This is a genomic window from Flavobacterium sp. RSP49 (assembly GCF_003968735.1).
Classification (GTDB): domain Bacteria; phylum Bacteroidota; class Bacteroidia; order Flavobacteriales; family Flavobacteriaceae; genus Flavobacterium.
This window is the reverse complement of the sequence record NZ_RYDN01000002.1, coordinates 26,444-49,576: the sequence shown is the minus strand read 5'-3', so window position 1 is coordinate 49,576 and position 23,133 is coordinate 26,444. Positions and strand designations below refer to the sequence as shown.

General features: G+C 35.9%; 26 protein-coding genes and 1 tRNA gene. 12 read left to right on the top strand and 15 right to left on the bottom strand.

What is annotated here, in order from left to right; genetic code table 11:
- Together EKM02_RS01795 and EKM02_RS01790 are read left to right on the top strand one after the other, a co-directional pair.
- Positions 1 to 750 carry an MlaE family ABC transporter permease gene (locus EKM02_RS01795; protein WP_126451774.1) on the top strand — a complete coding sequence of 250 codons (750 nt, stop codon included), beginning with the start codon at positions 1 to 3 and terminating at the stop codon, positions 748 to 750.
- Positions 747 to 1,508 carry an ABC transporter ATP-binding protein gene (locus EKM02_RS01790; protein ID WP_126451773.1) on the top strand — a complete coding sequence of 254 codons (762 nt, stop codon included), beginning with the start codon at positions 747 to 749 and terminating at the stop codon, positions 1,506 to 1,508. Before EKM02_RS01795 ends, EKM02_RS01790 begins: the two co-directional genes overlap by 4 nt.
- A 3-nt stretch (positions 1,509 to 1,511) precedes the next feature.
- On the opposite strand, the gene EKM02_RS01785 is transcribed toward EKM02_RS01790, so the two are convergent.
- Both EKM02_RS01785 and EKM02_RS01780 read right to left on the bottom strand, forming a co-directional pair.
- Positions 1,512 to 2,114 (bottom strand): SprT-like domain-containing protein, encoded by a 603-nt coding sequence (locus EKM02_RS01785; RefSeq protein ID WP_126451772.1) that lies wholly within the window; start codon positions 2,112 to 2,114, stop codon positions 1,512 to 1,514.
- Positions 2,115 to 2,133: 19 nt separating this feature from the next.
- Positions 2,134 to 2,811, bottom strand: coding sequence for an SDR family NAD(P)-dependent oxidoreductase (locus EKM02_RS01780; protein WP_126451771.1), 678 nt, complete (start codon positions 2,809 to 2,811; stop codon positions 2,134 to 2,136).
- Between the two features lie 131 nt (positions 2,812 to 2,942).
- Here EKM02_RS01780 and EKM02_RS01775 point away from each other — a divergent pair, with 131 nt between their 5' ends.
- Positions 2,943 to 3,521: a GNAT family acetyltransferase gene (locus EKM02_RS01775; RefSeq protein WP_126451770.1), complete on the top strand. Its 579-nt coding sequence runs from the start codon at positions 2,943 to 2,945 to the stop codon at positions 3,519 to 3,521.
- Here the strand turns inward: EKM02_RS01775 and EKM02_RS01770 are convergent.
- The 10 genes from EKM02_RS01770 to EKM02_RS01725 form a co-directional block, all read right to left on the bottom strand.
- The gene (locus EKM02_RS01770) at positions 3,514 to 4,494 is read right to left on the bottom strand and encodes a M28 family peptidase (protein ID WP_126451769.1); all 981 of its coding nucleotides are present in this window, start codon (positions 4,492 to 4,494) and stop codon (positions 3,514 to 3,516) included. The genes EKM02_RS01775 and EKM02_RS01770 overlap by 8 nt on opposite strands.
- 18 nt (positions 4,495 to 4,512) lie before the next feature.
- On the bottom strand, positions 4,513 to 5,166 hold the full coding sequence (locus tag EKM02_RS01765; protein WP_126451768.1) for a hypothetical protein: 654 nt from the start codon (positions 5,164 to 5,166) through the stop codon (positions 4,513 to 4,515).
- A gap of 4 nt (positions 5,167 to 5,170) precedes the next feature.
- Positions 5,171 to 6,217 (bottom strand): ATP-grasp domain-containing protein, encoded by a 1,047-nt coding sequence (locus EKM02_RS01760; protein ID WP_126451899.1) that lies wholly within the window; start codon positions 6,215 to 6,217, stop codon positions 5,171 to 5,173.
- A 25-nt stretch (positions 6,218 to 6,242) separates the two neighbouring features.
- The gene (locus EKM02_RS01755; RefSeq protein ID WP_126451767.1) at positions 6,243 to 6,953 is read right to left on the bottom strand and encodes an NRDE family protein; all 711 of its coding nucleotides are present in this window, start codon (positions 6,951 to 6,953) and stop codon (positions 6,243 to 6,245) included.
- On the bottom strand, positions 6,941 to 7,429 hold the full coding sequence (locus tag EKM02_RS01750; protein ID WP_126451766.1) for a DinB family protein: 489 nt from the start codon (positions 7,427 to 7,429) through the stop codon (positions 6,941 to 6,943). Before EKM02_RS01750 ends, EKM02_RS01755 begins: the two co-directional genes overlap by 13 nt.
- 9 nt (positions 7,430 to 7,438) lie before the next feature.
- A complete protein-coding gene (locus tag EKM02_RS01745) occupies positions 7,439 to 7,819 on the bottom strand; it encodes a DoxX family protein (protein ID WP_126451765.1) in 381 nt (126 codons plus the stop codon).
- 13 nt (positions 7,820 to 7,832) lie between these two features.
- Positions 7,833 to 8,291: a YHS domain-containing (seleno)protein gene (locus EKM02_RS01740; protein WP_126451764.1), complete on the bottom strand. Its 459-nt coding sequence runs from the start codon at positions 8,289 to 8,291 to the stop codon at positions 7,833 to 7,835.
- Between the two features lie 2 nt (positions 8,292 to 8,293).
- Entirely contained in the window at positions 8,294 to 8,893 is a 600-nt protein-coding gene (locus tag EKM02_RS01735; RefSeq protein WP_126451763.1) for a peroxiredoxin-like family protein, read from the bottom strand.
- Between the two features lie 80 nt (positions 8,894 to 8,973).
- On the bottom strand, positions 8,974 to 9,651 hold the full coding sequence (locus EKM02_RS01730) for a Crp/Fnr family transcriptional regulator (RefSeq protein ID WP_126451762.1): 678 nt from the start codon (positions 9,649 to 9,651) through the stop codon (positions 8,974 to 8,976).
- Between the two features lie 140 nt (positions 9,652 to 9,791).
- On the bottom strand, positions 9,792 to 10,931 hold the full coding sequence (locus EKM02_RS01725) for an acyl-CoA dehydrogenase family protein (RefSeq protein ID WP_126451761.1): 1,140 nt from the start codon (positions 10,929 to 10,931) through the stop codon (positions 9,792 to 9,794).
- An 88-nt stretch (positions 10,932 to 11,019) separates the two neighbouring features.
- On the opposite strand from EKM02_RS01725, the gene EKM02_RS01720 reads away from it, so the two are divergent.
- The 7 genes from EKM02_RS01720 to EKM02_RS01690 all read left to right on the top strand — a co-directional run bounded on the left by EKM02_RS01720 (position 11,020) and on the right by EKM02_RS01690 (position 17,056).
- On the top strand, positions 11,020 to 12,090 hold the full coding sequence (locus EKM02_RS01720; protein WP_126451760.1) for an anhydro-N-acetylmuramic acid kinase: 1,071 nt from the start codon (positions 11,020 to 11,022) through the stop codon (positions 12,088 to 12,090).
- A gap of 67 nt (positions 12,091 to 12,157) precedes the next feature.
- On the top strand, positions 12,158 to 13,384 hold the full coding sequence (locus EKM02_RS01715) for a Glu/Leu/Phe/Val dehydrogenase dimerization domain-containing protein (protein ID WP_126451759.1): 1,227 nt from the start codon (positions 12,158 to 12,160) through the stop codon (positions 13,382 to 13,384).
- 218 nt (positions 13,385 to 13,602) lie between these two features.
- On the top strand, positions 13,603 to 14,307 hold the full coding sequence (locus EKM02_RS01710; RefSeq protein ID WP_126451758.1) for a MotA/TolQ/ExbB proton channel family protein: 705 nt from the start codon (positions 13,603 to 13,605) through the stop codon (positions 14,305 to 14,307).
- A gap of 4 nt (positions 14,308 to 14,311) precedes the next feature.
- On the top strand, positions 14,312 to 14,707 hold the full coding sequence (locus EKM02_RS01705) for an ExbD/TolR family protein (RefSeq protein WP_126451757.1): 396 nt from the start codon (positions 14,312 to 14,314) through the stop codon (positions 14,705 to 14,707).
- A 106-nt stretch (positions 14,708 to 14,813) separates the two neighbouring features.
- Positions 14,814 to 15,650 carry an energy transducer TonB gene (locus EKM02_RS01700; RefSeq protein ID WP_126451756.1) on the top strand — a complete coding sequence of 279 codons (837 nt, stop codon included), beginning with the start codon at positions 14,814 to 14,816 and terminating at the stop codon, positions 15,648 to 15,650.
- A 25-nt stretch (positions 15,651 to 15,675) separates the two neighbouring features.
- On the top strand, positions 15,676 to 16,896 hold the full coding sequence (locus tag EKM02_RS01695; RefSeq protein WP_126451755.1) for a bifunctional folylpolyglutamate synthase/dihydrofolate synthase: 1,221 nt from the start codon (positions 15,676 to 15,678) through the stop codon (positions 16,894 to 16,896).
- A gap of 85 nt (positions 16,897 to 16,981) precedes the next feature.
- A tRNA-Val gene (locus tag EKM02_RS01690) sits at positions 16,982 to 17,056 on the top strand.
- 115 nt (positions 17,057 to 17,171) lie between these two features.
- Here the strand turns inward: EKM02_RS01690 and EKM02_RS01685 are convergent.
- From EKM02_RS01685 to EKM02_RS01675, 3 genes are all read right to left on the bottom strand, one after another.
- Positions 17,172 to 18,626, bottom strand: a complete 1,455-nt coding sequence (locus tag EKM02_RS01685) for an FAD-dependent oxidoreductase (RefSeq protein ID WP_126451754.1) — start codon at positions 18,624 to 18,626, stop codon at positions 17,172 to 17,174.
- 355 nt (positions 18,627 to 18,981) lie between these two features.
- A complete protein-coding gene (galE, locus tag EKM02_RS01680) occupies positions 18,982 to 19,995 on the bottom strand; it encodes a UDP-glucose 4-epimerase GalE (RefSeq protein WP_126451753.1) in 1,014 nt (337 codons plus the stop codon).
- A gap of 82 nt (positions 19,996 to 20,077) precedes the next feature.
- Positions 20,078 to 21,208 (bottom strand): DegT/DnrJ/EryC1/StrS family aminotransferase, encoded by a 1,131-nt coding sequence (locus tag EKM02_RS01675; protein ID WP_126451752.1) that lies wholly within the window; start codon positions 21,206 to 21,208, stop codon positions 20,078 to 20,080.
- Between the two features lie 229 nt (positions 21,209 to 21,437).
- Between EKM02_RS01675 and EKM02_RS01670 the strand changes: the two genes are divergently transcribed.
- Complete coding sequence (locus EKM02_RS01670; protein ID WP_126451751.1) at positions 21,438 to 22,691, top strand: 3-deoxy-D-manno-octulosonic acid transferase; 1,254 nt, start codon at positions 21,438 to 21,440, stop codon at positions 22,689 to 22,691.
- Complete coding sequence (locus EKM02_RS01665; protein ID WP_199878455.1) at positions 22,684 to 23,130, top strand: GNAT family N-acetyltransferase; 447 nt, start codon at positions 22,684 to 22,686, stop codon at positions 23,128 to 23,130. Before EKM02_RS01670 ends, EKM02_RS01665 begins: the two co-directional genes overlap by 8 nt.
- Positions 23,131 to 23,133: the final 3 nt, after the last annotated feature.

Sequence of the window (23,133 nt, the reverse complement as noted above, 5' to 3'; positions counted from 1 at the left end):
ATGATGCTTATTCGATATATAACACAGATAGGAAGATACTTCCTAATGCTGAGAGAAATTTTTAATAAACAGACCAAATGGTCTGTGATGAGAAATTTAATTTTCAAGGAAATTGATGACCTAATCATTGACTCTCTTGGTATTGTTGCCTTTATCTCTTTTTTTGTTGGAGGTGTAGTTGCTATACAAACTGCTTTAAATCTAACTAACCCATTAATTCCAAAATATCTTATCGGTTTTGCGACACGACAATCCGTAATATTAGAATTCGCCCCCACTTTTATCTCCGTGATTATGGCCGGAAAAATGGGTTCGTTTATTACCTCCAGTATAGGAACTATGCGGGTTACCGAACAAATTGATGCCTTAGAGGTGATGGGTGTAAACTCCTTAAATTACTTGGTTTTTCCTAAAATAATCGCCTTATTATTATACCCATTCTTAATAGGAATTGCAATGTTTCTGGGAGTTCTGGGAGGCTGGATGGCAGGAGTTTATGGTGGTTTTATCTCTAGTACTGAGTTTATAAATGGCACACAGATGGATTTCATTCCGTACCACATTGTTTATGCATTCATAAAGACACTGATATTTGCCATGTTACTGGCCACAATCCCCTCTTTTCATGGCTATTATATGAAGGGTGGTGCGCTTGAAGTAGGTAAAGCCAGTACCGTTTCTTTTGTTTGGACATCAGTTTCCATAATACTATTCAATTATATACTAACACAGTTGTTACTAGGATCATGATAGAAGTACAAAACATAGAAAAATCATTTGGTGGAAATAAAATTCTTAAAGGTATTTCTACGGTTTTTGAAACCGGAAAAACCAATTTAATTATTGGACAAAGTGGATCCGGAAAAACAGTTTTGCTCAAAAGTCTTTTAGGCATTCATACTCCGGAATCTGGAACAATTTCATTTGATGGCCGAATTTACTCGGAATTAACGTCTGACGAAAAACGAGAACTTCGCACTGAAATTGGAATGGTTTTTCAAGGAAGTGCTTTATTTGATTCCATGACTGTAGCTGAAAATGTTGGCTTCCCATTAAAAATGTTCACTAGAGACAATAAAGCAAAAATTCAGCAGCGCGTAGATTTTGTATTAAAAAGAGTCGATCTTACTGACGCCCATAAAAAACTCCCTTCGCAAATTTCAGGAGGAATGCAAAAACGCGTTGCTATTGCCCGCGCCATTGTAAACAACCCCAAATACCTGTTTTGTGATGAACCAAACTCGGGATTGGATCCAAATACCGCTATATTAATTGATAATCTAATTAAGGAAATTACTGAAGAATATAATATCACAACGGTCATAAATACGCATGATATGAACTCCGTGATGGAAATTGGAGAGAAAATTCTATTCCTAAAAGATGGTTTAAAAGCCTGGGAAGGAAACAAAGAAGAAATTTTCAGAACCGATAATGAGGCAGTTGTTGCCTTTGTTTATTCTTCAAATTTATTCAAAAAAGTACGGGAAGCGTATTTGAAAGAGTAAAAACTAACTGGATTTCAACAATTCCACCTCAGCATTTGGATTGAATAAATACATTTTTCCAGAACTCATTTCTAGGCATTCAAAACGCTTGGTTCTTACGGCTATTTTCTTGAAAATCTTTCCATTTTGGATCCTAAAAACACTACCGTAGGGAATCTCGAACACATAATTTTTGTCATTTTGCTGGTCAAATTGTTTCAAGGCTAATGCCAAAGTAGCATCAGTATCACTACTGGCTGTAGGATTTTTGAAATGTCTAGCCAACAAAGGCAACAATTGATTTGGGAAAATTTCTGGTCGAATATAAGGAATCATCAACCGTTGAAAAGAATATTTCCACTCGTTTCCATGCGGTTTAATATTTCTACCGAATTTTTCAAACGCAACCAAATGCGATATTTCATGAATCAAGGTAATCAAAAACTTGTATTTATTGAGATTTGAATTTACCGTGATTTCATGCTTTCCGTTTAAGCCTTTTCGATAATCACCATGACGTGTCTGACGCTCGTTGACAATCTTAAGATGCACTTGATTAGCAACAATAAGTTCAAAAACGGGTTTTACCGCATGCTCTGGAATAAATCTGGCTAAGGTTTCGCTCAAAATAGACGTGAGTTATAAATTAAGGATTCGTAGAAGAAACTTGCAACACTTTACCATTGAAATATTTATTTCCAGTCAAAGTAAAATCATAAATATAATTCGCCATTTCGCCCGCTGATATTGGCGCTTGATATCCCGGAAAAGCTTCTGCCAACATTTCTGTTTGCACGGAACCCAAAGCCAAAACATTGAAAGAAATCCCGCGTTCTTTATATTCTTCAGCTAATAACTCTGATAACGTAATCACGGCTCCTTTACTTGAACTATACGCTGCTAATCCAGCAAACTTTAAACTTCCCTGAATCCCACCCATAGAACTTATGGTTACTACATGGCTTCCTTTTTGCAGATAAGGCAGGCAAATTCGAGTCAAATTAGCCACTCCAAAAACATTGACCTTATAGATGTTTTCGAAATCTTCCTGAGTCGTTTCTGAGAAAGGTTTCAACAATAAACTTCCGGCGTTATGAATGACTGCATCTATTTGTTTCCAAGACTTAGAAAGGAAATCACTTACTTTCACTAATTCAGATTCATTGGACAAATCAACTGAAAGACAGATAATATTCTCGTTGCCCAATAAAGCTTGAGGAATCTTTCTGGATATGGCTAGTACTTGGTGTCCCGCATTGGCAAATTGCAATGCCAATTCAAATCCTATTCCTCTACTCGTTCCTGTGATGATAATATTTTTCATGTTGCAAAAATAAACAAAAACGACAAAAAAGTAAGGCTTTAGGCAAAGGATTGTTGTTACAATAAAAATTAAAAATTTCAGGAATTTTAATTATTTTTGACAAACCAAATTAACATCAGATTTCAAGAAAAATGACCGAAAGCATACAATTCGAAACTGCAAAAATGAGTGACATTGATGATGTATTGGTATTACAAGAATTGTATCTTGTAGTAAATTTATCCGAAGAAGAAAAAATTTCTGGATTTGTTACTACGCCATTTTCAATACTACAACTAACCGAAGTTATTCAAAAATCAGAATTATTTATTGCCAAGAAAAACAACAAAATCATTGCTTACATTTTTGCAGGAAGTTGGGAGTTTTTCCAACAATGGCCCATTTTTAATTACATGAGCTCCTTGTTTCCTGAATTACACTTTTTAGATTTTAAAATCACCACAACAAATAGTTTTCAATACGGACCCATTTGCATTCACAAGGAATACCGTGGCAGGGGATTGATCAAACCATTGTTTGAATTCATGAGAATACACATGGCACAAAAATATGCGTTGGGTTTGACATTTATCAATAAAATAAATATCCCGTCTATGAAAGCGCATACCAAAAAACTGAAATGGACCATTATTGGGGATTTTCAGTTCAATAATAATGACTATTCTATATTAGCGTATAATATGAATCAGCCGGTTTCTAAAACTATTTAAGCAATACGATTTCTTGTGTTGGCGTATTTGCCATTTGCGTTACAGCGGGTAATAATTCTTGAATAAAAGAAGTCATGTGAGGAATATCCATCGCTTTGAAATCATCCGAAACATGATGATAAAAGTCAAAATTTTCAAAATCGAATGTACTCACTGATTGGCAAGGCACCTTAAAAACATCATAAAAAGAGAAGTTATCGGATCTGTAAAATAATTTATATTCGGCTTCTTTTGGAAGAAAACCTATCGTATTTTTTCCAGTATATTCATTGATTTTTCCTGCCATATTGGATTTATCAAAACCAGTAATATAAGCTAGATACGCTCTTTTCATTGGCACACCAATCATTTCAATATTGAATTGAGCATACAATTTAAAATCTTGCGCTTTCAGTTTTTTGGCTAAATGCTTAGAACCTAATAACCCTTTTTCTTCTCCTGCAAAAAATACAAAAAGAATACTTCGCTTATTGTTTTTGGCTATGCTAAAATATTTTGCCATTTCAGCAACTGCAGTTGTTCCTGAAGCGTCATCATTGGCACCATTGTTTATAAAATCTCCCTTCACTCCTTTTTTATCCAAGCCAATATGATCGTAATGTGCGCTTAGCATTATAAATTCATTTTTAAGAACCGGATCGTTCCCTTCAACAAAACCGACGATATTAAAAGCGGTTCCCTTAAAAGTGGATAATGTATCGCGATACGATTTGAAATAAGGTTTTACATTGTTGTCTTTAAAAAACTGCTCCAAATAATCCGCCGCTTTTACCATTCCTTCTTTTCCGGTTTCCCTTCCTTCCAGTTCGTCTGAAGCTAAATATTTTAATGTTTTAGCAACGTCATTTTCTGATACTTTATAGTCAATATCAACTGGTTTTTTTTGCGTCTTACTAGCTGTTTGGGCGACAATAACTTGAGTTGACAGACAACCTAAGAAAATTAAAAAAAGAGATAGGAATGCTTTTTTCATGATATTGAGATTTCTATTTTATAAAAGGGTTTTATTTCGATAATATTTCTTGTAGACTTTACCCATTTGAACAAGAGCCAAAACCACAAAAAATGACGGAATTACTACTGGCATTACATATTGATAAAAACTGGTTGTGTTTTTAGATAAGGTATTTAATATCAAAACTAAACTTAACATCCCAAAAAATGTGCCTACCAAAGTTCCTGCAATATAATACAGTTTGAGCTTATTTACAATGGAAATATAATCCCCATTTATCAAATAGAGATTCCAGCCGGTCCAAAACGGTACTTGAAGAAAATTGATACAATTCAACAATACACCAATAAGAAAAGGAGAACACATAGCATAACTCTCTAAAATCCCTTGTTCTTCCATTATTTGACTGGAATTAGCATAAAAAGAATACCCTAAAATCAACAGAAAGAGAACGGCACAAAAATCAATAATTTTGATTAATTTTTTATTGTTTACTAATTGCTTTGCGAAAATTAAAGTGAGATAAATCACAACCATCTCTACGAAAATCACTCCTAATAAAAAGAAAAACAAGCTATTCATTCCTAGCTTTGAATAGATTTCGAAACCTACAACATTCAAATAACCCAAGGGTATCGACCCGATAAAACTCACTAAAAAACCAACAAAAATGTTCTTTAATGCCTTCATTATTTTAGAAATTTACAATTTTATAGCTTTGCTTCAGATGCATTCTGTACTCTTTCATCCCCTCTTTATGCCCTAAATATGGAGTACCATTTTTATGGTTTGCCACGCTTATTTCGTACATGTAGGTAATGTGACGCGCAAGTTCTTTCCAAGCAAAAAACAAAGAATGTTTTGGATCATAAATATGGGTGGGTTCACTAGCCGCTCCATTCAGCTCCACAACTGAAAAGTTCAATCCTTGTTCTAGTTCTTCAATGGTATTATACATCACATCCATTCTCCCAAAGTAGAAACCAGGAATTTGCAAACACATTTCGTTAATAGTTTGTGTCAATTTTGGTGTGACCCAATGGCTTCCATCTATGAATTTTGCGCCTCGTGCATGATTACCATACGGCACCAGATTCAATTTTTCTCCTTTTGGAAGAATCTCGAGTAGTTTTTTTCCGTATTCTTTTTTCAAAACCTTTAATTGCAGTTCGTATCGTGGATTTTCTTTGATTAATTCTTCTACGGTGGAGAATCCGTTTCCGGTAATAATCAGAAATTCTTTAGAAACTATTCCGGTAATTCTGCCGGTTTTTTCAAGAGGATGGCGCACATAAAAAATCCCGACTTCATTGTCAAACGGAATTAAATCTTGCACTACATAATCAAAATTTGCTTTTTCAGCATATTCTTTTAAATCTTGAACATTGTTAATTTTTTTGACTCCGGAGCCTCGCAATCCAATATCTGGTTTTGCAATCAAAGGATATTTTATTTTTGCTACTTGAATCGTATTTAAAATTTCTTCAAGAGTAGTTCCTTCTTTTATTAATTCCGTTTTTGGGTAATAGTGTTGTGGAATCAAATTGTAGATTTGTTTTTTGGACTCCATCATAAAGCCGCCATTTTTTATGGTTGGATTAGACGCATTAAAGAAAAAAATAGATTTTGCCTTGATGGAATAATAGGACCAAAGAAAATAAATTGGAATATACACAATCAGGAAAGGCCAGTATTCCCAATGCGTAACTTTATAAAAAAATAGTTTGATTCGCCTGTTCATCATAACTCGGGTCAATGTATACGTATTAAACGGTGATAAATGAGGTCAAAAAATCCTGTTCCGAAATCAAGTCGTAATGCAATATCGCTACTTTATTTTTTTCAATAACTGCTTGTGTAATACTCAACGTTTTCAATTCGTCATTTCTATTGATAACTAAGCCATTTTCATCATTCCCTTCTTGGGCGTAGCGATGAAAATCGTGCATTTTTAATTCGGAAATTTCAGGGTTCTCATTCATAAAAGTTTGAAACCACTGTAAACGCTGTTCACGAATGGCTAATGGATATAACGTAGATGAAGACCAAATATGGTTTTTACGAATGTCTAAAGATATTGTTTCTTTCTTTTTTCCGTTCCAGCGCAATTGAAAAAGAGCGTTGTTTTGAAATAAAACTAATGTAAAAGGTTCTATGTTTTCCAAATCAATTTCGCTCCAGAAATCCTTTGGCGATAAGCTGCTGATCATATCTAAAACAATCAAGCCGCGACTTTTTCGATATGAAAGCTGCACTTCATGCTTTTCTTCGGCACCGTTTAAAAGCACCAAAATTACTCCGTCAGCATTCGCCACAAACCACGTCCCTCCCGCTCTCGGATCTTTAGGAAAAATAAGATTTTTTCCGTTTACGGTATAACTTTTTGGAGGTATTGCAGTGGGTCTTACTGTTTTTTCATCCCGATTGGAGGTAATGATAATTGTATCATTCGTTGCTACAAAACTTACTGTGCACATTGATTTCTATATTCTATGGTAGATCGGGCAACTCCAAAATTAGGGTCAATAGTTACTGTTTCACATTGTAAAATAGCTACTTTTATAAGTGCCTGATGATGAATGCAATGTTCGAGATTATACAGTAATTCTCTAAAATAATTACTCTCAATTCGGATTTCCTCTCCATTAATAACTTGCAACAACTCTATATTTTTATTTTTCTTGTTTAAATTTTGTTGAATCAAGACGATATTTTCAATAGCAAAAGTCGTATCCGTTTGAATACGCGTATTTCGTTCTCTTTTGTCATAATTCACAAAGCCTGAATCATATTGATTTTCTAAGCACTGAAACATTTCAAGAATATGTCTGGTATGCTCCCCAATAGTTGCATTACTTAATTCCGCACAAGAATTTGAATACTCTTTATGTGACAATTGATTCAGCAAATCAATCAGTTCGTTTAAACTATTATTAATAGAAGGTAGTAGCATATTTACGTTTTAATTCAACAAATTCATCACTTTAGTTCTATCCTTACAAACTAAAATAGCGCAACAAAGAAAGGTAATTAGAGCCAAAATAAAAAGTGTCCCACCATCATTTTTCACTTCAATCCTAAGCACAAACAGATGAGTAAAAATCGCACCAACCATAATTCCGCAACCCAATACAGCGCCAAACAAGGAAGTTCTTGGTATTAAGATCAAAATTACCACAATCAACTCGGCAATTCCAATGCCAATTCGTCCAAAAGGTTCTATTCCCAAAGCAGAAAAAACAGAAACCGATTCTTTACTCCCCGTAAATTTGAAGTACAGCGTTTGGAGTAAAATTACTGCTGCTGTAAGTCTCAGTAACCAGAAAAACAGAGATAATTTCATGATTTCCATTTTTTTAATTCACTATTTTATTCCAATTTGCATCGGCCTTTATCATCAATCCAGATTCATTCTTGTTCCAGCTTTTCAATGTATTATTAAAAAAAGCATTGTAAAACAAATACAACTTCCCATTCTTTATTTTGAAAGTCTCGGGATTTATAGACACTTTTTCATTAGATTCTCCCATCGCAAAAGCACACCAACCTCCGTACTGCGGTTCAAATTTTGAAGGATTCTTTAAGAAATAGTCTTTATTTACTGGCATCGAAAAATAATAAACCACGCCTTCATGCAATGCTGTTATTTCTTTTTTGCCTTTCACTGCTTTTCCTTGTTTGAAATAAGCTACAGGATCATATCCTTGAATAATTAGATTTTTTTCAAGATTAAAATTATCCATTCGTTTGCTGTCGTTTTGTGCAAAGCCAGAAAAAGCGAACAAAATGGTTAGCACAAACAGCGGCTTTTTCATGATTATTTACGTAACGATTTTGCAACGGCTATCAACAAATCATTTGAAATTCTGTTTTTGAAATTTGGAGTGATGTACTCAAATTCAATTTCCGCATTTACATTTAAAATAAACACCGCCGGAACAGGTAAAAAAGAACTATTTACCCCTTCAGAACCTTTATTGAGAATGGCTTTATAATTTTCTGGCGCTTGAAAAGCAATCCCCACCGCCTCCGACAATTCACCTGCACTGTCTGACAATAACAAATAATTTAACTTTTCTTTATCATCTGTACCTTTCAAGCTTTTTGGAGCATCGGGACTTATAGCGATAATTTGATATCCCAAATCCAACAATTCTTTTTCAACATCGGCCAAGGCAGCTAAATGAGCATTACAATATGGGCACCAACCACCACGGTAAAAAACTAAAACCGTTCTTTTCTTACTGATTAATTCCGTTACATTAACATCCTTATTTTCTACAGATTTCAAAGTAAAAGTAGGAATTTTTTCTCCAATAAGCAATGGGGCGATTTCTGTGGCTAATTTTGGTAAATTATTTTGACCGTGAGCGGATAATCCAATTGCAAATAAGGCCAGACAAATTATTTTTTTCATAATGTTACATTTTGAAGTTGTAAAACTACAGTACTATTTCGAACTGATTTGTCGGCTATGTTACAGTTTCACGACATTAATCATAATGCACTGATATCCGGTATAATAATTTCTCTCCTGCTGTAAACAATAGTCCCATTCGCTTCCATTTCATTCAGTAATTGTGTAGTTGTTTGCCTCGAAGTGCATATAATTTGAGCAATATCGTTTTGGGTCAGGTAATTTTCAATAACTACTTTATCGCCTATTTTTTTTCCTTCTTTCTCTGCCCAATCTTTCAGGAACTGAAACAATCTGGTTCTGGCGTCTTTAGAAATCAAATTAGAATAACTGTTCTTAATGCGTTTCATCTTTAATCCTACAAACTTGGTGTAAGACAACGCCAGACTTGGATGTTGTAATAATAAATTTTCAAAATCCGACATTAGAAAACTACAAATAGCCACATCATCCGAAAGTACTTTTGCATATTCATTAGACTGACTATCAGCTTCCAAAGCCAGTTCTCCAAATAAATCTCCTTTTTGAATAATATCCTTAATTGTTTCATTGCCGTCTTCATCAACCGCAACAATTTTTATATTTCCTTTTTTTAGTAGAAAAATTCTTGGCAAATCCGAAGAGGAAAAATAAATAATTTCCCCTTTCTGTGCTTTTTTAAAACCAGTAATAATACACAACTGTCTGATTTGTCCAAAACTCAATGTTCGAAACAATTTGTGATCGCGCAAATACCAATATTTTAAATCTTCAGACATAAACGTAAATATTTTAGTAAATGTAGCTTTTTTTTTAAATCAAAAACCATTAAGAAATTAAGATTCATCAAAACAGATACGTCTTAATTCTCTTAATTCATTAATGGCTTGTAAATATATATTTTTACCAGATGGGTCAATTAGGAAACTAATGTTCTTGAAATTACAATTCGTTGTATTTCAGAAGTTCCTTCGTAAATTTGAGTAATTTTAGCATCCCGCATCATTCGCTCCACATGATATTCAGCTACATATCCATTTCCGCCGTGAATTTGAATAGCTTCAATTGTAGTATCCATTGCCGTTTGAGAAGCAAATAACTTAGCCATAGCACCCGATTGCGTAATATCTTTCCCTTCGTCTTTTTCAGAAGCTGCTTTTAGAACTAGCATTTTTGCCGCCATAATTTGAGTAGCCATATCCGCTAATTTGAAAGCGATCGCTTGATGTTTGAAAATTTCCTTTCCAAAAGATTTTCTCACTTGAGAATATTTCAATGCTAATTCGTACGCTCCGGTTGCAATCCCTAATGCTTGGGAAGCAATCCCTATTCGTCCTCCGTTTAAAACTGCCATCGCAAAATTAAACCCAAAACCATCTTCTCCAATTCGGTTTTCTTTCGGAACTTTCACATCAGAGAACATCAAAGAATGCGTATCTGAACCACGAATTCCCATTTTCTTTTCTTTAGGTCCAATATCAAAACCCGCCCAACCTTTCTCTACGATAAAAGCATTGATTCCTTTATGTCCTTTTTCAATATCTGTTTGAGCAATTACAATATAGGTTGACGCTGAAGAACCATTGGTTATCCAGTTTTTAGTCCCATTTAACAAATAATGATCCCCTTTATCTATTGCCGTTGTTTTTTGAGATGTGGCATCTGAACCCGCTTCTGGTTCTGACAAACAAAATGCTCCAATTACTTCCCCTTTTGCAAGCGGAACCAAATATTTCATTTTTTGTTCTTCATTGCAATATTTTTCAAGGCCAGCACAAACTAATGAATTATTCACCGACATAATTACTGCCGCAGAAGCGTCAACTTTTGAAATTTCGGTCATAGCCAAAACATACGAAATACTATCTAAACCGGATCCACCATATTTAGGATCCACCATCATTCCCATGAAACCCAAATCAGCCATCATTTTCACCTGTTCAGTAGGAAACTTTGAATGTTCGTCTCTTTCTATAACTCCGGCTAACAGTTCTGCATTTGCAAAATCGCGCGCCGCTTGCTGAATCATTAAATGCTCTTCGGTTAGATTAAAATCCATATTTTTATTGTAAATTAAATGTTCTTAAATTTGTCGTCAAAAGTAATTATTAAATATTAGATTTCAAACGATTTCGTAAATTTAGCCAATGTTTAAAGAAAAGTATACAATTATAGGAGTCATGTCCGGAACTTCACTGGATGGTGTAGATTTGGCATATATTGTCTTTACTGTCAAAAATAATGAATGGGACTTTCAAATCCTGGAATCCGAGACGGTTCCGTATAGCATTGATTGGTTAAACAAATTGAAAATAGCTGTCGGTTTTTCTGAAACTGCTCTCCAAAAATTAAATCAAGATTACACGCAACTTCTGGCTGCTATCATTTCTGATTTCATCGGAAAATATGAAATAAAAAATCTCGATGCCGTTTGTTCCCACGGCCATACTATTTTGCACCAACCCCAAAACGGATTCACACTTCAAATTGGAAATTTGCCGGGAATTGCCCCTTTAATTAGCCAAACGGTTGTTTGTGATTTCAGAATTCAGGATGTGCAATTGGGAGGTCAAGGTGCCCCTTTGGTTCCTATTGGCGACCGCATTTTATTTTCTGAATACGAGTATTGCATGAATTTAGGCGGTTTTTCGAATGTGTCGTTTGAACAAAACAACAAAAGAATTGCCTTTGATATTTCACCAGTAAACACTGTTTTGAATTTTTATGCCAATCAACTGGGATTAGATTATGATAACAAAGGCCGTATTTCGAAAACAGGAATTTGCAACAAAGATTTAGTACAGGAATTAAATGCGTTGGATTTTTACCAAAAGAAACATCCTAAATCGTTGGGTTTTGAATTTGTGAAAGAAACCGTTTTACCTCTTATAGAAAGCTATTCCATTCCCATTGAAGACAAATTAAACACGTTCACAGAACACGTGGCAGTGCAAATTTCGGTGGCTTTGCCCAATAAGAAAGGAAGCCTTTTCATAACTGGCGGTGGCGCTTACAATGATTTTCTGATGGAGCGCATTCAATGTCATTTACCGGAAATGAAAATTATTATTCCATCAACTAAAATTCTGGAATTTAAAGAAGCGTTGATTTTTGCATTACTGGGTGTTTTAAAATTACGAGGCGAAATAAATGTATTGAGCAGCGTTACAGGTGCAAAATCAGATCACAGTTCGGGAATTATTTATTCTCCAAAATAAAACTAAAAATACAGATTTCACATTATTCTATTTTTTATATTTGCCAAAATTAAATATATCGCAACAAATGAAAGATTTATTAAAGAAATTCGAAAATAAAGAACCTGAAATAGTTTTCCATTGGAAAGATGCTGAAACTGAAGCTGAAGGATGGACAGTCATCAATTCGCTACGTGGTGGCGCTGCCGGTGGCGGTACTCGTATGAGAAAAGGGTTAGATATGAATGAAGTGTTGTCTCTGGCAAAAACCATGGAAGTGAAATTTTCGGTTTCCGGGCCAGCTATTGGCGGCGCTAAATCTGGAATTAATTTTGACCCGAATGATCCAAGAAAAAAAGGCGTTTTACAACGCTGGTATAAAGCCGTTTCTCCATTATTGAAAAGCTATTACGGAACCGGTGGCGATTTGAATGTGGATGAAATTCATGAAGTAATTCCCATGACGGAAGAATGTGGCGTTTGGCATCCTCAAGAAGGCGTTTTCAACGGTCACTTCAAACCGACAGAAGCAGATAAAATCAACAGAATTGGACAATTGCGTCAGGGTGTGGTGAAAGTGATTGAAAATCCAAAATTCTCACCAGATGTTTCCAGAAAATATACTATTGCTGATATGATTACAGGTTATGGCGTTGCCGAAGCCGTTCGTAATTATTACACGATTTATGGTGGCGATGTAAAAGGAAAGAAAGCAATCGTACAAGGTTTTGGAAATGTCGGTTCAGCTGCCGCATTTTACTTAGCCGAAATGGGTGCTAAAGTAATTGGTATTATCGACAGAGATGGTGGATTAATAAAGGAAGAAGGATTCACTTTTGAAGAAATTAGAGCTTTATTTTTGGCCAAAGACGGAAACAAACTGGTGGCCGAAAACATGATTCCTTTTGAAGAAATCAATCAAAAAATATGGACAATCGGTGCTGAAATATTCACTCCATGTGCCGCCTCGCGATTAGTCACTCAATCTCAAATTGACAGCTTAATTGCAAATGGGCTTGAAGTAATTTCATGTGGTGCAAATGTTCCCTTTGCTGACACAGCAATATTTTTCGGTCCAATTATGGAAGATGTAGATCATAAAGTGAGTTTGATTCCTGACTTTATTTCTAATTGCGGTATGGCTCGTGTTTTTGCTTATTTCATGGAAAAGAAAGTACAAATGACGGATGAAGCTATTTTTCAAGACACTTCAGAAATTATTAAAAAAGCGATTGAAAAAGCACATAATTTGAATCCAAGTAGAACAAATATTAGCGCCACTGCTTTTGAAATAGCATTGAAGCAGCTTACTTAAAATACAATCGCATTATTTACTATTTATCAGGACTGGGATTAAGCAGATTATTAAAAAACTGGCTTAATCCCAGTTCTGTTTTTAATTTAAAAAAAGTACTCCTATTATATTATGGCAGTTCCTTTTTACTCTTAACAATTTTTAGTAAATTTCGACGTTTTTAACTGTTCAAACCTATTGACATTTTACTTTATCTTTAATATTAATACTCATATTTAATGATCCCATTTCTTCAAATCGATTCAACAGCTGTTGCGGCGCAAGCTATATCCCAAGTTCCCGTAAAACCCGAAATGTCTGTAATGGATATTGTTTTTAGTGGTGGACTTGCTGGACAAACTATCATGACCGTGATTTTTATTATGCTTTTTTTTGCTATATATCTGTATTTTGAAAGACTTATGGCCATCAATGCGGCTTCAAAAATAGATATTAATTTCATGAATAAAATTAAAAGTAATATCTCTGGTGGCAAAATTGATGCAGCCAAAATCCTTTGTGCTCAAACCAATTCTCCAGTGGCTCGTTTGATTGAAAAAGGGATTTCCAGAATAGGAAAACCATTGGCTGATATTCATACGGCAATCGAAAATGCCGGTAAACTGGAAATTTATAAATTGGAAAAGAACGTAAGTATGTTAGCTACCATTTCGGGAGCTGGCCCAATGACTGGATTTTTAGGAACCGTTGTGGGTATGGTTATTGCCTTTCACAAAATGGCCGAAAGCGGTAGCAATAAAATCGAAATGAGCACTTTATCAGAAGGAATTTACACCGCAATGATGACTACCGTTGTTGGTTTGATTGTAGGAATCATTGCTTATGTAGGGTACAATCATCTCGTAACCAAAACGGATAAGATTGTCAACCAAATGGAAGCCAATGTAGTTGAATTTCTAGATTTATTAAACGAACCAACGTAACCCTATGAACTTAAGAGGAAGAAATAAAGTTTCGGCAGAATTCAATATGTCGTCCATGACCGATATCGTGTTTTTGTTACTCATCTTTTTCATGATAGCATCAACAACCATCGTGTCTAACAATGCGTTAGACTTAGTTTTACCAAAATCATCCGGTAAATCAGAAGAAATAAAAAACGTTTCGGTCAGTGTCAATAACAAATTGGAATATTTCATCGATAAAGATAAATTTGCTGAAAACACATTAGAAGAAAAGCTAAAGACTATGCTGGAAAACCAAACCGACCCTACCATACTTTTGCACGTAGAAGAAGGCGTACCAATAGAAAGAGCCGTAAGTGTAATGGATATTGCCTACCGAAATAAATTTAAAGTTGTCTTAGCGGTAAGCCCAAAATAATTTATTAAAATCTATTCATGCTTTACAGTACAGCTTTTAGTCTTAAAATAAATTTTCAAACCTTTCACGCTGTCACTTCCGTCTGGGCTAAAAAAATAGAATACCGATGAAAATTTTAGAAACCGAACACGAAAAAAAATCATTCACAATAACAAGCGTATTTTTTATACTCTTGTTCCTGTTATTGCTATTTATAAAACTTAGTGTTGACCCAATACCTGCAGAGTCTGAAAGTGGTGGTGGCGGAGAAATTACAATAAATTTTGGCAACAGCGAAGTGGGTTCCGGCAAAAATTATCAGTTTAAAGATTTGGCTACACCAAAATCAAAAACAGTTCCGGTTCAGACCGTTACCCAAGTAGATAAAGTTTTGACTCAGGAAACCACTGAAGCACCAGCGATTTCGCAAACAAAAAATAGTGCAAAAGTAAACACACTAAAGCCAGCACCTCGACCTTCTAAATCAACCTCGGATGCTTTATCCAGTATTCTGAACGGCTCCAACAAATCTGGTGACGGAAACGACAGAACAGCAGGAAACAAAGGAAAGCTAAATGGTGATCCAAATGCAAGAGGCTATAATGGTAGTGGCGGTTCCGGAACGGGATCAGGATCAGGAGTAGGGACAGGAAGTGGTTACGGCAACGGTTCAGGAAACGGCACCGGATATGGAAATTATCAATTAGGCAACAGAAAAGCACTCAATATGCCACAACCCAATTATCTTTGCCAAGAACAAGGAACCGTAGTCGTTCAAATTTCAGTAGACCGAAATGGCAAAGTCATTAGCGCCAATCCAGGCGTAAAAGGCACTACAAATACGGCGAAATGCTTGTTAGATCAGGCTAAAATTGCTGCAATGAATACTAAGTGGCAATCAGACAATGCCGCTCCAGACAAACAAACCGGAAAAATAATATACAACTTCAAATTGACTCAATAATTTATTAAGTCTTTATCCTTTATAAATGAATTATCAGGAAACAACAAACTGGATGTTTAACCAACTTCCGATGTACCAACTTCAGGGTGCTTCAGCCTATAAAAAAGATTTAACCAATGCGCATTTACTCACAGCACATCTTGACAATCCTCAAGAAAAAATAAAATGCATTCATGTTGCGGGAACTAATGGAAAAGGCTCTACTTCGCACATGTTGGCATCCATACTTCAAGAAGCCGGGTATAAAGTTGGCTTGTACACTTCCCCACATTTAAAGGATTTTAGGGAACGTATAAAAATTAGTGGAAAGGATATTTCCGAGGAATTTGTTACTAATTTCATCCATGAACACAAACATTTTTTTGAATCCAATGACATGAGTTTTTTTGAAATGACCGTTGGTTTAGCCTTCGATTATTTTGCCAAAGAAAAAGTAGACATCGCCGTTATAGAAGTGGGAATGGGCGGACGATTAGACGCTACCAATATTATCACTCCATTAGTTTCGGTGATTACCAATATAGGATTGGACCACACGCAATTTTTGGGCAACACACTTGAATCAATCGCTTTTGAAAAAGCGGGAATTATCAAACCCAACCTTCCCGTGATAATAGGAGAATACACTCCTGAAACCCGACCTGTTTTTTTGGCTAAAGCCAAAGAATGCAATTCGGAAATCTATTTTGCTGCTGATTTAATTTCAGAAACCTATCCCTCTGATTTAATTGGCGATTATCAAAGGCACAATAAAAAAACAGTATTAGAAACCATCACCGTTTTAAACAATCAGAACGAATTTAAAATCACTTCTGAAAATGTAAAATCCGGCTTATTGAATGTGGTGAAAAATACCGGACTGCAGGGAAGATGGCAACAATTAAGAGAATTCCCCAAAGTTATTTGCGATACTGCACATAACAAAAATGGACTGAAAATTGTGTTGAATCAAATCCAAAAACAAACTTTTGAAGCATTACATATTGTTTTGGGAGTTGTAAATGACAAAGATTTGAACGAAATCCTGCCTTTATTTCCTAAAAAAGCAATTTATTATTTCTGCAAACCCAATATTCCTCGTGGGCTGGATGTTCTAATTCTAAAACAGAAATCGGCTAGCTTTGACCTAAAAGGGGAAATATACAATTCTGTTTCAGAAGCTTATCATGCCGCACTGAAAAATTCCGGAGCAACTGATTTTATATACATTGGTGGAAGCACCTTTGTAGTAGCAGAAATTTTATAATTTTTTTAGTTTTTACTTGCAAATCTAGAAAAGTGGCGTATATTTGCACACGCAATAACGGAATCGAAAGTAACCAAATTGTTTAGGGCAATTAGCTCAGCTGGTTCAGAGCACCTCGTTTACACCGAGGGGGTCGGGGGTTCGAACCCCTCATTGCCCACAAAACTCCTTAAGAAATTAAGGAGTTTTTTATGTTTAATCCTTAATTGAACACTTCGTTTAGGATCAATATTAAAATTGTTGCCGCAACAGATCACCAACTCTTTAAGTTATATCTAAGCGTCTTTTTTCTTTAGACTCCGTCCTCTGGGCGAATCTCCCTCTTGAAGCACGATATCAGAATGTAAGAACTCTGCAGCTGCAGCTGAATCACGCACTTTGATCCCACTGCGTTCTAACATTTCCGCTTCAAACTTCGTTAACACACTTTCCCTTATTCCAACTTTTCTCCATTGAGATAAAGGACTACATCCCTTTGAGATTTCCCGAGCCAGCGAAAGTGCATCTAGCAAGGCTTGATTTGCCCCTTGTCCTTTGAAGGGGCTCATTGGGTGAGCCGCATCACCAATCAAAGTAACACCTCCCCATTTCTCCATCATTTCTGACTGGAGCAATTCTCGATCATACACAGGATATCCAGAAATCTGTGCCTCTAGGGTCGCCGCTAAAATCTGAGGAATGGGATCGTGCCACTGCGTTCTATGACAAGCTTCTTCCTTGAGTGCTTGACGTCCTTGAGCGCTTAATGTCTTAGCCTCTTGTTCTGGCATTGGAAAACTAAGTTGCCACATCACTGAGTCTGACGTATAAGGCATGATGTAGATCCGCTCATTGCCATTGGCGGTTTGAAATACTGTAGCTGAGTCCAGTAAAGAATTATTAAGACCTTCGAGACGGCTTAAAGGACAAATTCCCAATATCACAATACAACCTAGGTATCGTAATGGAGTAATATCCTCCCCAATCAGTAGCGTCCGTACCGAACTACGAATGCCATCGGCTCCAACCACAAGATCTGCTTTGTAGTTCTTTATTTTCCCGTCTATTTGAAAGCTTAAATCAACACCATCCTTACATGCTACAAACGCTACCAACTGATGCCCCCATTGTACTGCATCCTGTCCGCCGAGTTGCTCTAGTAAGGCTAAACGCATCGATTGTCGTGCAATATGTACATTGGAACGCTTGGGAGATGTTTTCGTATCTGACTGTATCCATTTTCTGACTCCCCATTCCCCAATCACTTTTCCTTCTGCAGTATGAACCAGATGTCTTGTTGAAATCACTCCTTCTTTTAAAGAAAAAATACCTAATCCCTCGATCGCTTTACTCCCTTGTTGCAAAGTAAGTCCGTAGCCCTGAGAGCGAGCATCGAAGTTGCTGTCGCGTTCAAATAGCGTAAAAGGAATCCCGCGGTGCAAACAAGCCACTGCTAGAGCCACTCCTCCTATACCACCACCGATAATAGCAACGTGTGGGAAGTTTTTTTTATCCGCAACCGGGTGACTATCCGAATGAACCAAACCGAATCCGTAACAGTTCAAACAGGAGTATAAGTGACCCTTGGGATACACTGGAGCCGCTCCTTCGCCTTTTGTTTTTTCAAATAGATCAAATGCTAGTTGATAGCGGAGTCGCGCTTTCTTGCTGATCCCACGACTTTTTTTGCCACGTCCCTGACATTCCGGACAAATAGTCCAGCATGCTACTTCACCTTCCTCTTTTTTCACTTCTTTTTTATTTCACTTGATGTTGACTCTTCGCTACACGAACACGAAGCTAATACTATTGTTGCTGGGCTTTTAAATACAGTCCAGATCCTGACTTTCATATAATTTAACATGAGAAATTTATATTTTTAGTTCTTACCGCTTGTGGTAGTTTTGCAACTTTAATACAACAGAATAGCAATACAAAACTACTTTTTCCAAATTGAACCAAAAAGGATTTCTCTGAGTCATTTTATTCAAATCCTAGATGAAATGATTCGCAAACAAATCCGCAGGAACCCCAAAAATCAAAAACCTTCAAGATCAAATGATTTTGAAGGTTTTTGATTTTTGATATGAAGTAGGCGTGATTTTTTCATCTCCTAATCTTCTGTTCCCATTTCCAGGCACTTGCCATAGCTTGCTCCAGCGTGGATTGTGCTTTCCATCCCAAAATAGTATTGGCTTTATCTGTATTGGCGTAAGCTGAGGTAATGTCTCCTTCTCTGCGACCTACAATTTTATAAGGCAATTTTTTACCACTTACTTTTTCAAAAGTATGAATAACCTCTAATACTGAGCTGCCGGTTCCGGTTCCCAGATTAAAGGTTTCTACTTTAGCCGTATTTTTTTTGTTCAATAGCCGTTGTAGAGCGATTACGTGGGCTTTCGCCAAATCAACTACGTGAATGTAATCGCGTACTGCCGTTCCATCTGGAGTAGGGTAATCATCACCATAAACCGAAAGTTCTTTTCGCAATCCAAAACCGGTTTGCGTAATAAACGGCACTAAATTCTGAGGAACTCCAATAGGTAATTCTCCGATTTCAGTAGAAGGATGCGCTCCTATTGGATTAAAATAACGCAATAATATAGCGTTGATATTAGTAACTTTAGCAGTATCAGTAATGATTTCTTCTCCTATTTGTTTCGTGTTCCCATAAGGAGACATGGCGGTTTGAATAGAAGCATTTTCAGTTATTGGCATGGTTTCGGCCTGACCATAGACAGTACATGACGAGCTAAAAATGAAATTCGCTTCCGGTTTTTGCTGTAGTTCCTGCAAAACATAAACCAAGGCATTGATGTTGTTTTCATAGTATAACAACGGATTTTCTACACTTTCGCCCACTGCTTTTGAAGCTGCAAAATGGATAACACCTGAAATATCATGATGTCTTTTGAAAAAATCCTGTACCTTCTCTTTTTCGCGCAAATCTAATTTTTCGAAAGTTGGAACTTTACCCGTAATATTCTGAATTCCGTCCAAAACACTCAAGGAAGTATTTGATAAATTATCGACAACGACAACCTCAAATCCTTCGTTTTGCAATTCTACTACGGTATGTGATCCTATGAAACCCAAACCACCTGTAACTACTATTTTCATAATTTATTTTTTGTACAGACGCGATTTATCGTGTCTAATCGTTTATAAAAAAGACGCGATGAATCGCGTCTCTACAACTATATTATTTTAAATATTGTAAAACCGAATCCGTGATAAATTTAATTTGCTCGTCATCTAATTCGGTATGCATTGGCAACGAAAGCACTTCCCTGACTAGCTGATTGGTTACAGGAAAATCTTCTTCATTGTAACGGGAATCAGCGTAGGCTTTTTGCAAATGCAACGGAATTGGGTAATAAATAGCACAAGGAATTCCTTTTTCCAATAAATGCTGCATCAAGCCATTTCTGTCAGCATCAATTATTCGTAACGTGTACTGATGAAAAACGTGACAGTCACAAATTGAACAAATAGTTGGTGCAACTATATTTTTATGCCCTTCAAAAGCTGCAGAATATTTCCTGGCTGCATCTTGTCTGGCTCTTCCATATTCATCTAATAAAGGTAACTTTGCGTTCAAAACGGCCGCCTGAATACTGTCTAATCGGGAATTTACGCCTACTACATCATGGTGGTATCGCTCATACATTCCGTGATTTACAATTCCGCGAAGTTTGTGCGCCAAAGCATCATCATTGGTAAAAACAGCTCCGCCGTCTCCGTAACACCCAAGATTTTTTGAAGGAAAAAACGAAGTTGCGCCTACATGTCCAATCGTTCCCGCTTTCTTTTTAGTGCCATCCGAAAATTTACAATTGGCACCAATCGCTTGCGCATTATCTTCGATAACGTATAAGTTATATTCTTTTGCAATCGCCATAATCGCTTCCATATTGGCGGCACGACCAAACAAATGTACCGGTACAATCGCTTTTGTTTTTGGCGTAATCGCTTTTTTGATTCCTTCGATAGAAATATTCATATTATATAGATCCACATCGACTAAAACCGGTATCAATTGCAACAAAGCAATTACTTCCACTGTGGCTGCAAAGGTAAAATCGGCAGTGATTACCTCATCGCCTGGTTTTAAATCCAGTCCCATCATGGCAATTTGCAACGCATCAGTTCCATTTGCACACGGAATTACGTGTTTTACATCCAGATATTCTTCTAATGATTTTTGAAATTGATGAACTTGAGGTCCATTAATATAAGTATTAGTATCTAAAACTTCCTGAATAGAAATGTTAACGGTATCTTTTATTTTTTCATATTGACTCTTTAAGTCAACCATTTGGATTTTTTTCATTACAATTTTTGTTTAATGTTCGAAAGAATACCATTTCTTAATACAGTAAATACTTTCTTAAATCGAAGAACAAAAATAGCTATTTATGAGTTGAAACCAATACAACCTACATTAAAAAAAGATATCATTCAAATGAACTAAAAATGACATTCCTAACAACCAAAATTTAAATATTGCTGTGGAAGAAATTAAAATAAAGAAACCGTATTTTAGCCCAAAAATTTTAATCATGCTTTTTCTCTATACTTTAGTGGTTCAATTTGCTGGTTTTTTATTAAAAATCACAGCACTTTTCAGTCCAAAAATGAAACTTTTCATGGATGGCAGGAAAGTAGTTTTCCCTATTTTGGAACAAAAAATAAAACCTACTGACAAAACAATTTGGTTTCATGCCGCTTCTTTGGGTGAATACGAGCAAGGTTTACCCGTGCTCGAAAAGATAAAAAAGCAGTTTCCTTCGCACAAAATCGTACTTACTTTTTTCTCTCCTTCGGGTTATGAAGTCCGTAAAAACAATACAGTTGCTGATGTTACAGTTTATTTGCCTTTGGATACCAAGAAAAATGCACAACAATTTTTGAATCTCGTTCATCCGGTTTTAGTGTTTTTTATCAAATACGAATATTGGCCCAATTATTTATTTGAACTCAAAAAATCAAATACTAAAACCTACCTGATTTCTGGAATTCTTAGAAAAAATCAACTGTTTTTCAAGTGGTACGGAGGCTTTTACAGAGAAGCGCTGGATGCCTTTACCTACTTTTTTGTTCAAAATGAAACTTCCAAAAAATTACTGCAGCAGTTAGGCAAAACAGACGTTGCTGTTTCTGGCGACACCCGATTTGATCGAGTGGCTACAATTTTAGAAAAAGACAATTCGTTGGATTTTATCTCTGATTTTAAAAACAACACACTCACTATTGTCGTGGGAAGTTCGTGGCCAAAAGATGAAGATTTAATAGTGAATTTTATAAATTCGAATACTTTCAATGTCAAATTTATTATTACGCCACATAATATAAAGGAGGAACAAATTCAGAATTTAAAAAACAGCATTGCCAAAAAAACTGTTTTATTCTCTGAAATGGAGACTGTAGGGACAAGTCGCGACTTGTCCCTACAGGATTTCGATGTTTTTATCATTGACACCATTGGTCTTTTGACAAAAATATACAGTTATGCGGATATTGCCTATGTGGGTGGCGGTTTTGGGAATCCCGGCGTTCATAATGTCTTAGAACCGGCAACTTTTGGTGTTCCAATCCTTATTGGCCCCAACTATTCGCATTTTGCAGAAGCAATTGCTTTGGTCAATCTGGAAGCCTGTGTTGCCGTCAACAACCAAAAAGAATTGGACGAAGCCCTTGAAAACCTGATTCACAATGATGACATCCGACAGGAAAAAGGTCATATATCCAGCACTTTTGTACAAATGAATAAAGGCGCCACCACCATTATTTTAAACCATATTTTGAATGATTGAATTTAAACCTCTGGTTGCTACTGATATTGAAACCATTGTCTCGTTGATACAGGAATTTTATGCCATAGATAATTATCCCATTTCTGTTGATGTGTCCAAAACTTTATTTCAAGAATTTATTTCCAATGAAAATTTAGGAAAAGCATGGCTCATTATATCCGTCAACGAAATTGTGGGCTATCTTATTCTAACCTTTGTTTTTAGTTTTGAACACCAAGGAAGAATTGCTTTTTTAGACGAATTGTATGTCACCGAAAAAGCACGTGGAAAAGGGATTGGTAACGAAGCCATTGCATTTATTACAACTGAAAGTCGTAAACTATCGTTAAAGTTGATTTATCTGGAAGTGGAACCGCACAATGAAAAAGCACAAAAATTGTATATCGCCAGCGGTTTTGAATCGCACAACAGACAATTAATGAAGTACAAAATCATATAAAAT

Coding starts and splice junctions, on each gene's coding strand:
- EKM02_RS01765 (WP_126451768.1), bottom strand. CDS start 5,166: ATGAAGGCATTAAAGAACATTTTTGTTGGTTTTTTAGTGAGTTTTATC.
- EKM02_RS01710 (WP_126451758.1), top strand. CDS start 13,603: ATGATCCCATTTCTTCAAATCGATTCAACAGCTGTTGCGGCGCAAGCT.
- EKM02_RS01730 (WP_126451762.1), bottom strand. CDS start 9,651: ATGTCTGAAGATTTAAAATATTGGTATTTGCGCGATCACAAATTGTTT.
- EKM02_RS01760 (WP_126451899.1), bottom strand. CDS start 6,217: ATGAACAGGCGAATCAAACTATTTTTTTATAAAGTTACGCATTGGGAA.
- EKM02_RS01725 (WP_126451761.1), bottom strand. CDS start 10,931: ATGGATTTTAATCTAACCGAAGAGCATTTAATGATTCAGCAAGCGGCG.
- EKM02_RS01780 (WP_126451771.1), bottom strand. CDS start 2,811: ATGAAAAATATTATCATCACAGGAACGAGTAGAGGAATAGGATTTGAA.
- EKM02_RS01705 (WP_126451757.1), top strand. CDS start 14,312: ATGAACTTAAGAGGAAGAAATAAAGTTTCGGCAGAATTCAATATGTCG.
- galE (WP_126451753.1), bottom strand. CDS start 19,995: ATGAAAATAGTAGTTACAGGTGGTTTGGGTTTCATAGGATCACATACC.
- EKM02_RS01665 (WP_199878455.1), top strand. CDS start 22,684: ATGATTGAATTTAAACCTCTGGTTGCTACTGATATTGAAACCATTGTC.
- EKM02_RS01675 (WP_126451752.1), bottom strand. CDS start 21,208: ATGAAAAAAATCCAAATGGTTGACTTAAAGAGTCAATATGAAAAAATA.
- EKM02_RS01670 (WP_126451751.1), top strand. CDS start 21,438: ATGCTTTTTCTCTATACTTTAGTGGTTCAATTTGCTGGTTTTTTATTA.
- EKM02_RS01795 (WP_126451774.1), top strand. CDS start 1: ATGATGCTTATTCGATATATAACACAGATAGGAAGATACTTCCTAATG.
- EKM02_RS01755 (WP_126451767.1), bottom strand. CDS start 6,953: ATGTGCACAGTAAGTTTTGTAGCAACGAATGATACAATTATCATTACC.
- EKM02_RS01745 (WP_126451765.1), bottom strand. CDS start 7,819: ATGAAATTATCTCTGTTTTTCTGGTTACTGAGACTTACAGCAGCAGTA.
- EKM02_RS01770 (WP_126451769.1), bottom strand. CDS start 4,494: ATGAAAAAAGCATTCCTATCTCTTTTTTTAATTTTCTTAGGTTGTCTG.
- EKM02_RS01720 (WP_126451760.1), top strand. CDS start 11,020: ATGTTTAAAGAAAAGTATACAATTATAGGAGTCATGTCCGGAACTTCA.
- EKM02_RS01750 (WP_126451766.1), bottom strand. CDS start 7,429: ATGCTACTACCTTCTATTAATAATAGTTTAAACGAACTGATTGATTTG.
- EKM02_RS01775 (WP_126451770.1), top strand. CDS start 2,943: ATGACCGAAAGCATACAATTCGAAACTGCAAAAATGAGTGACATTGAT.
- EKM02_RS01695 (WP_126451755.1), top strand. CDS start 15,676: ATGAATTATCAGGAAACAACAAACTGGATGTTTAACCAACTTCCGATG.
- EKM02_RS01790 (WP_126451773.1), top strand. CDS start 747: ATGATAGAAGTACAAAACATAGAAAAATCATTTGGTGGAAATAAAATT.
- EKM02_RS01715 (WP_126451759.1), top strand. CDS start 12,158: ATGAAAGATTTATTAAAGAAATTCGAAAATAAAGAACCTGAAATAGTT.
- EKM02_RS01740 (WP_126451764.1), bottom strand. CDS start 8,291: ATGAAAAAGCCGCTGTTTGTGCTAACCATTTTGTTCGCTTTTTCTGGC.
- EKM02_RS01735 (WP_126451763.1), bottom strand. CDS start 8,893: ATGAAAAAAATAATTTGTCTGGCCTTATTTGCAATTGGATTATCCGCT.
- EKM02_RS01700 (WP_126451756.1), top strand. CDS start 14,814: ATGAAAATTTTAGAAACCGAACACGAAAAAAAATCATTCACAATAACA.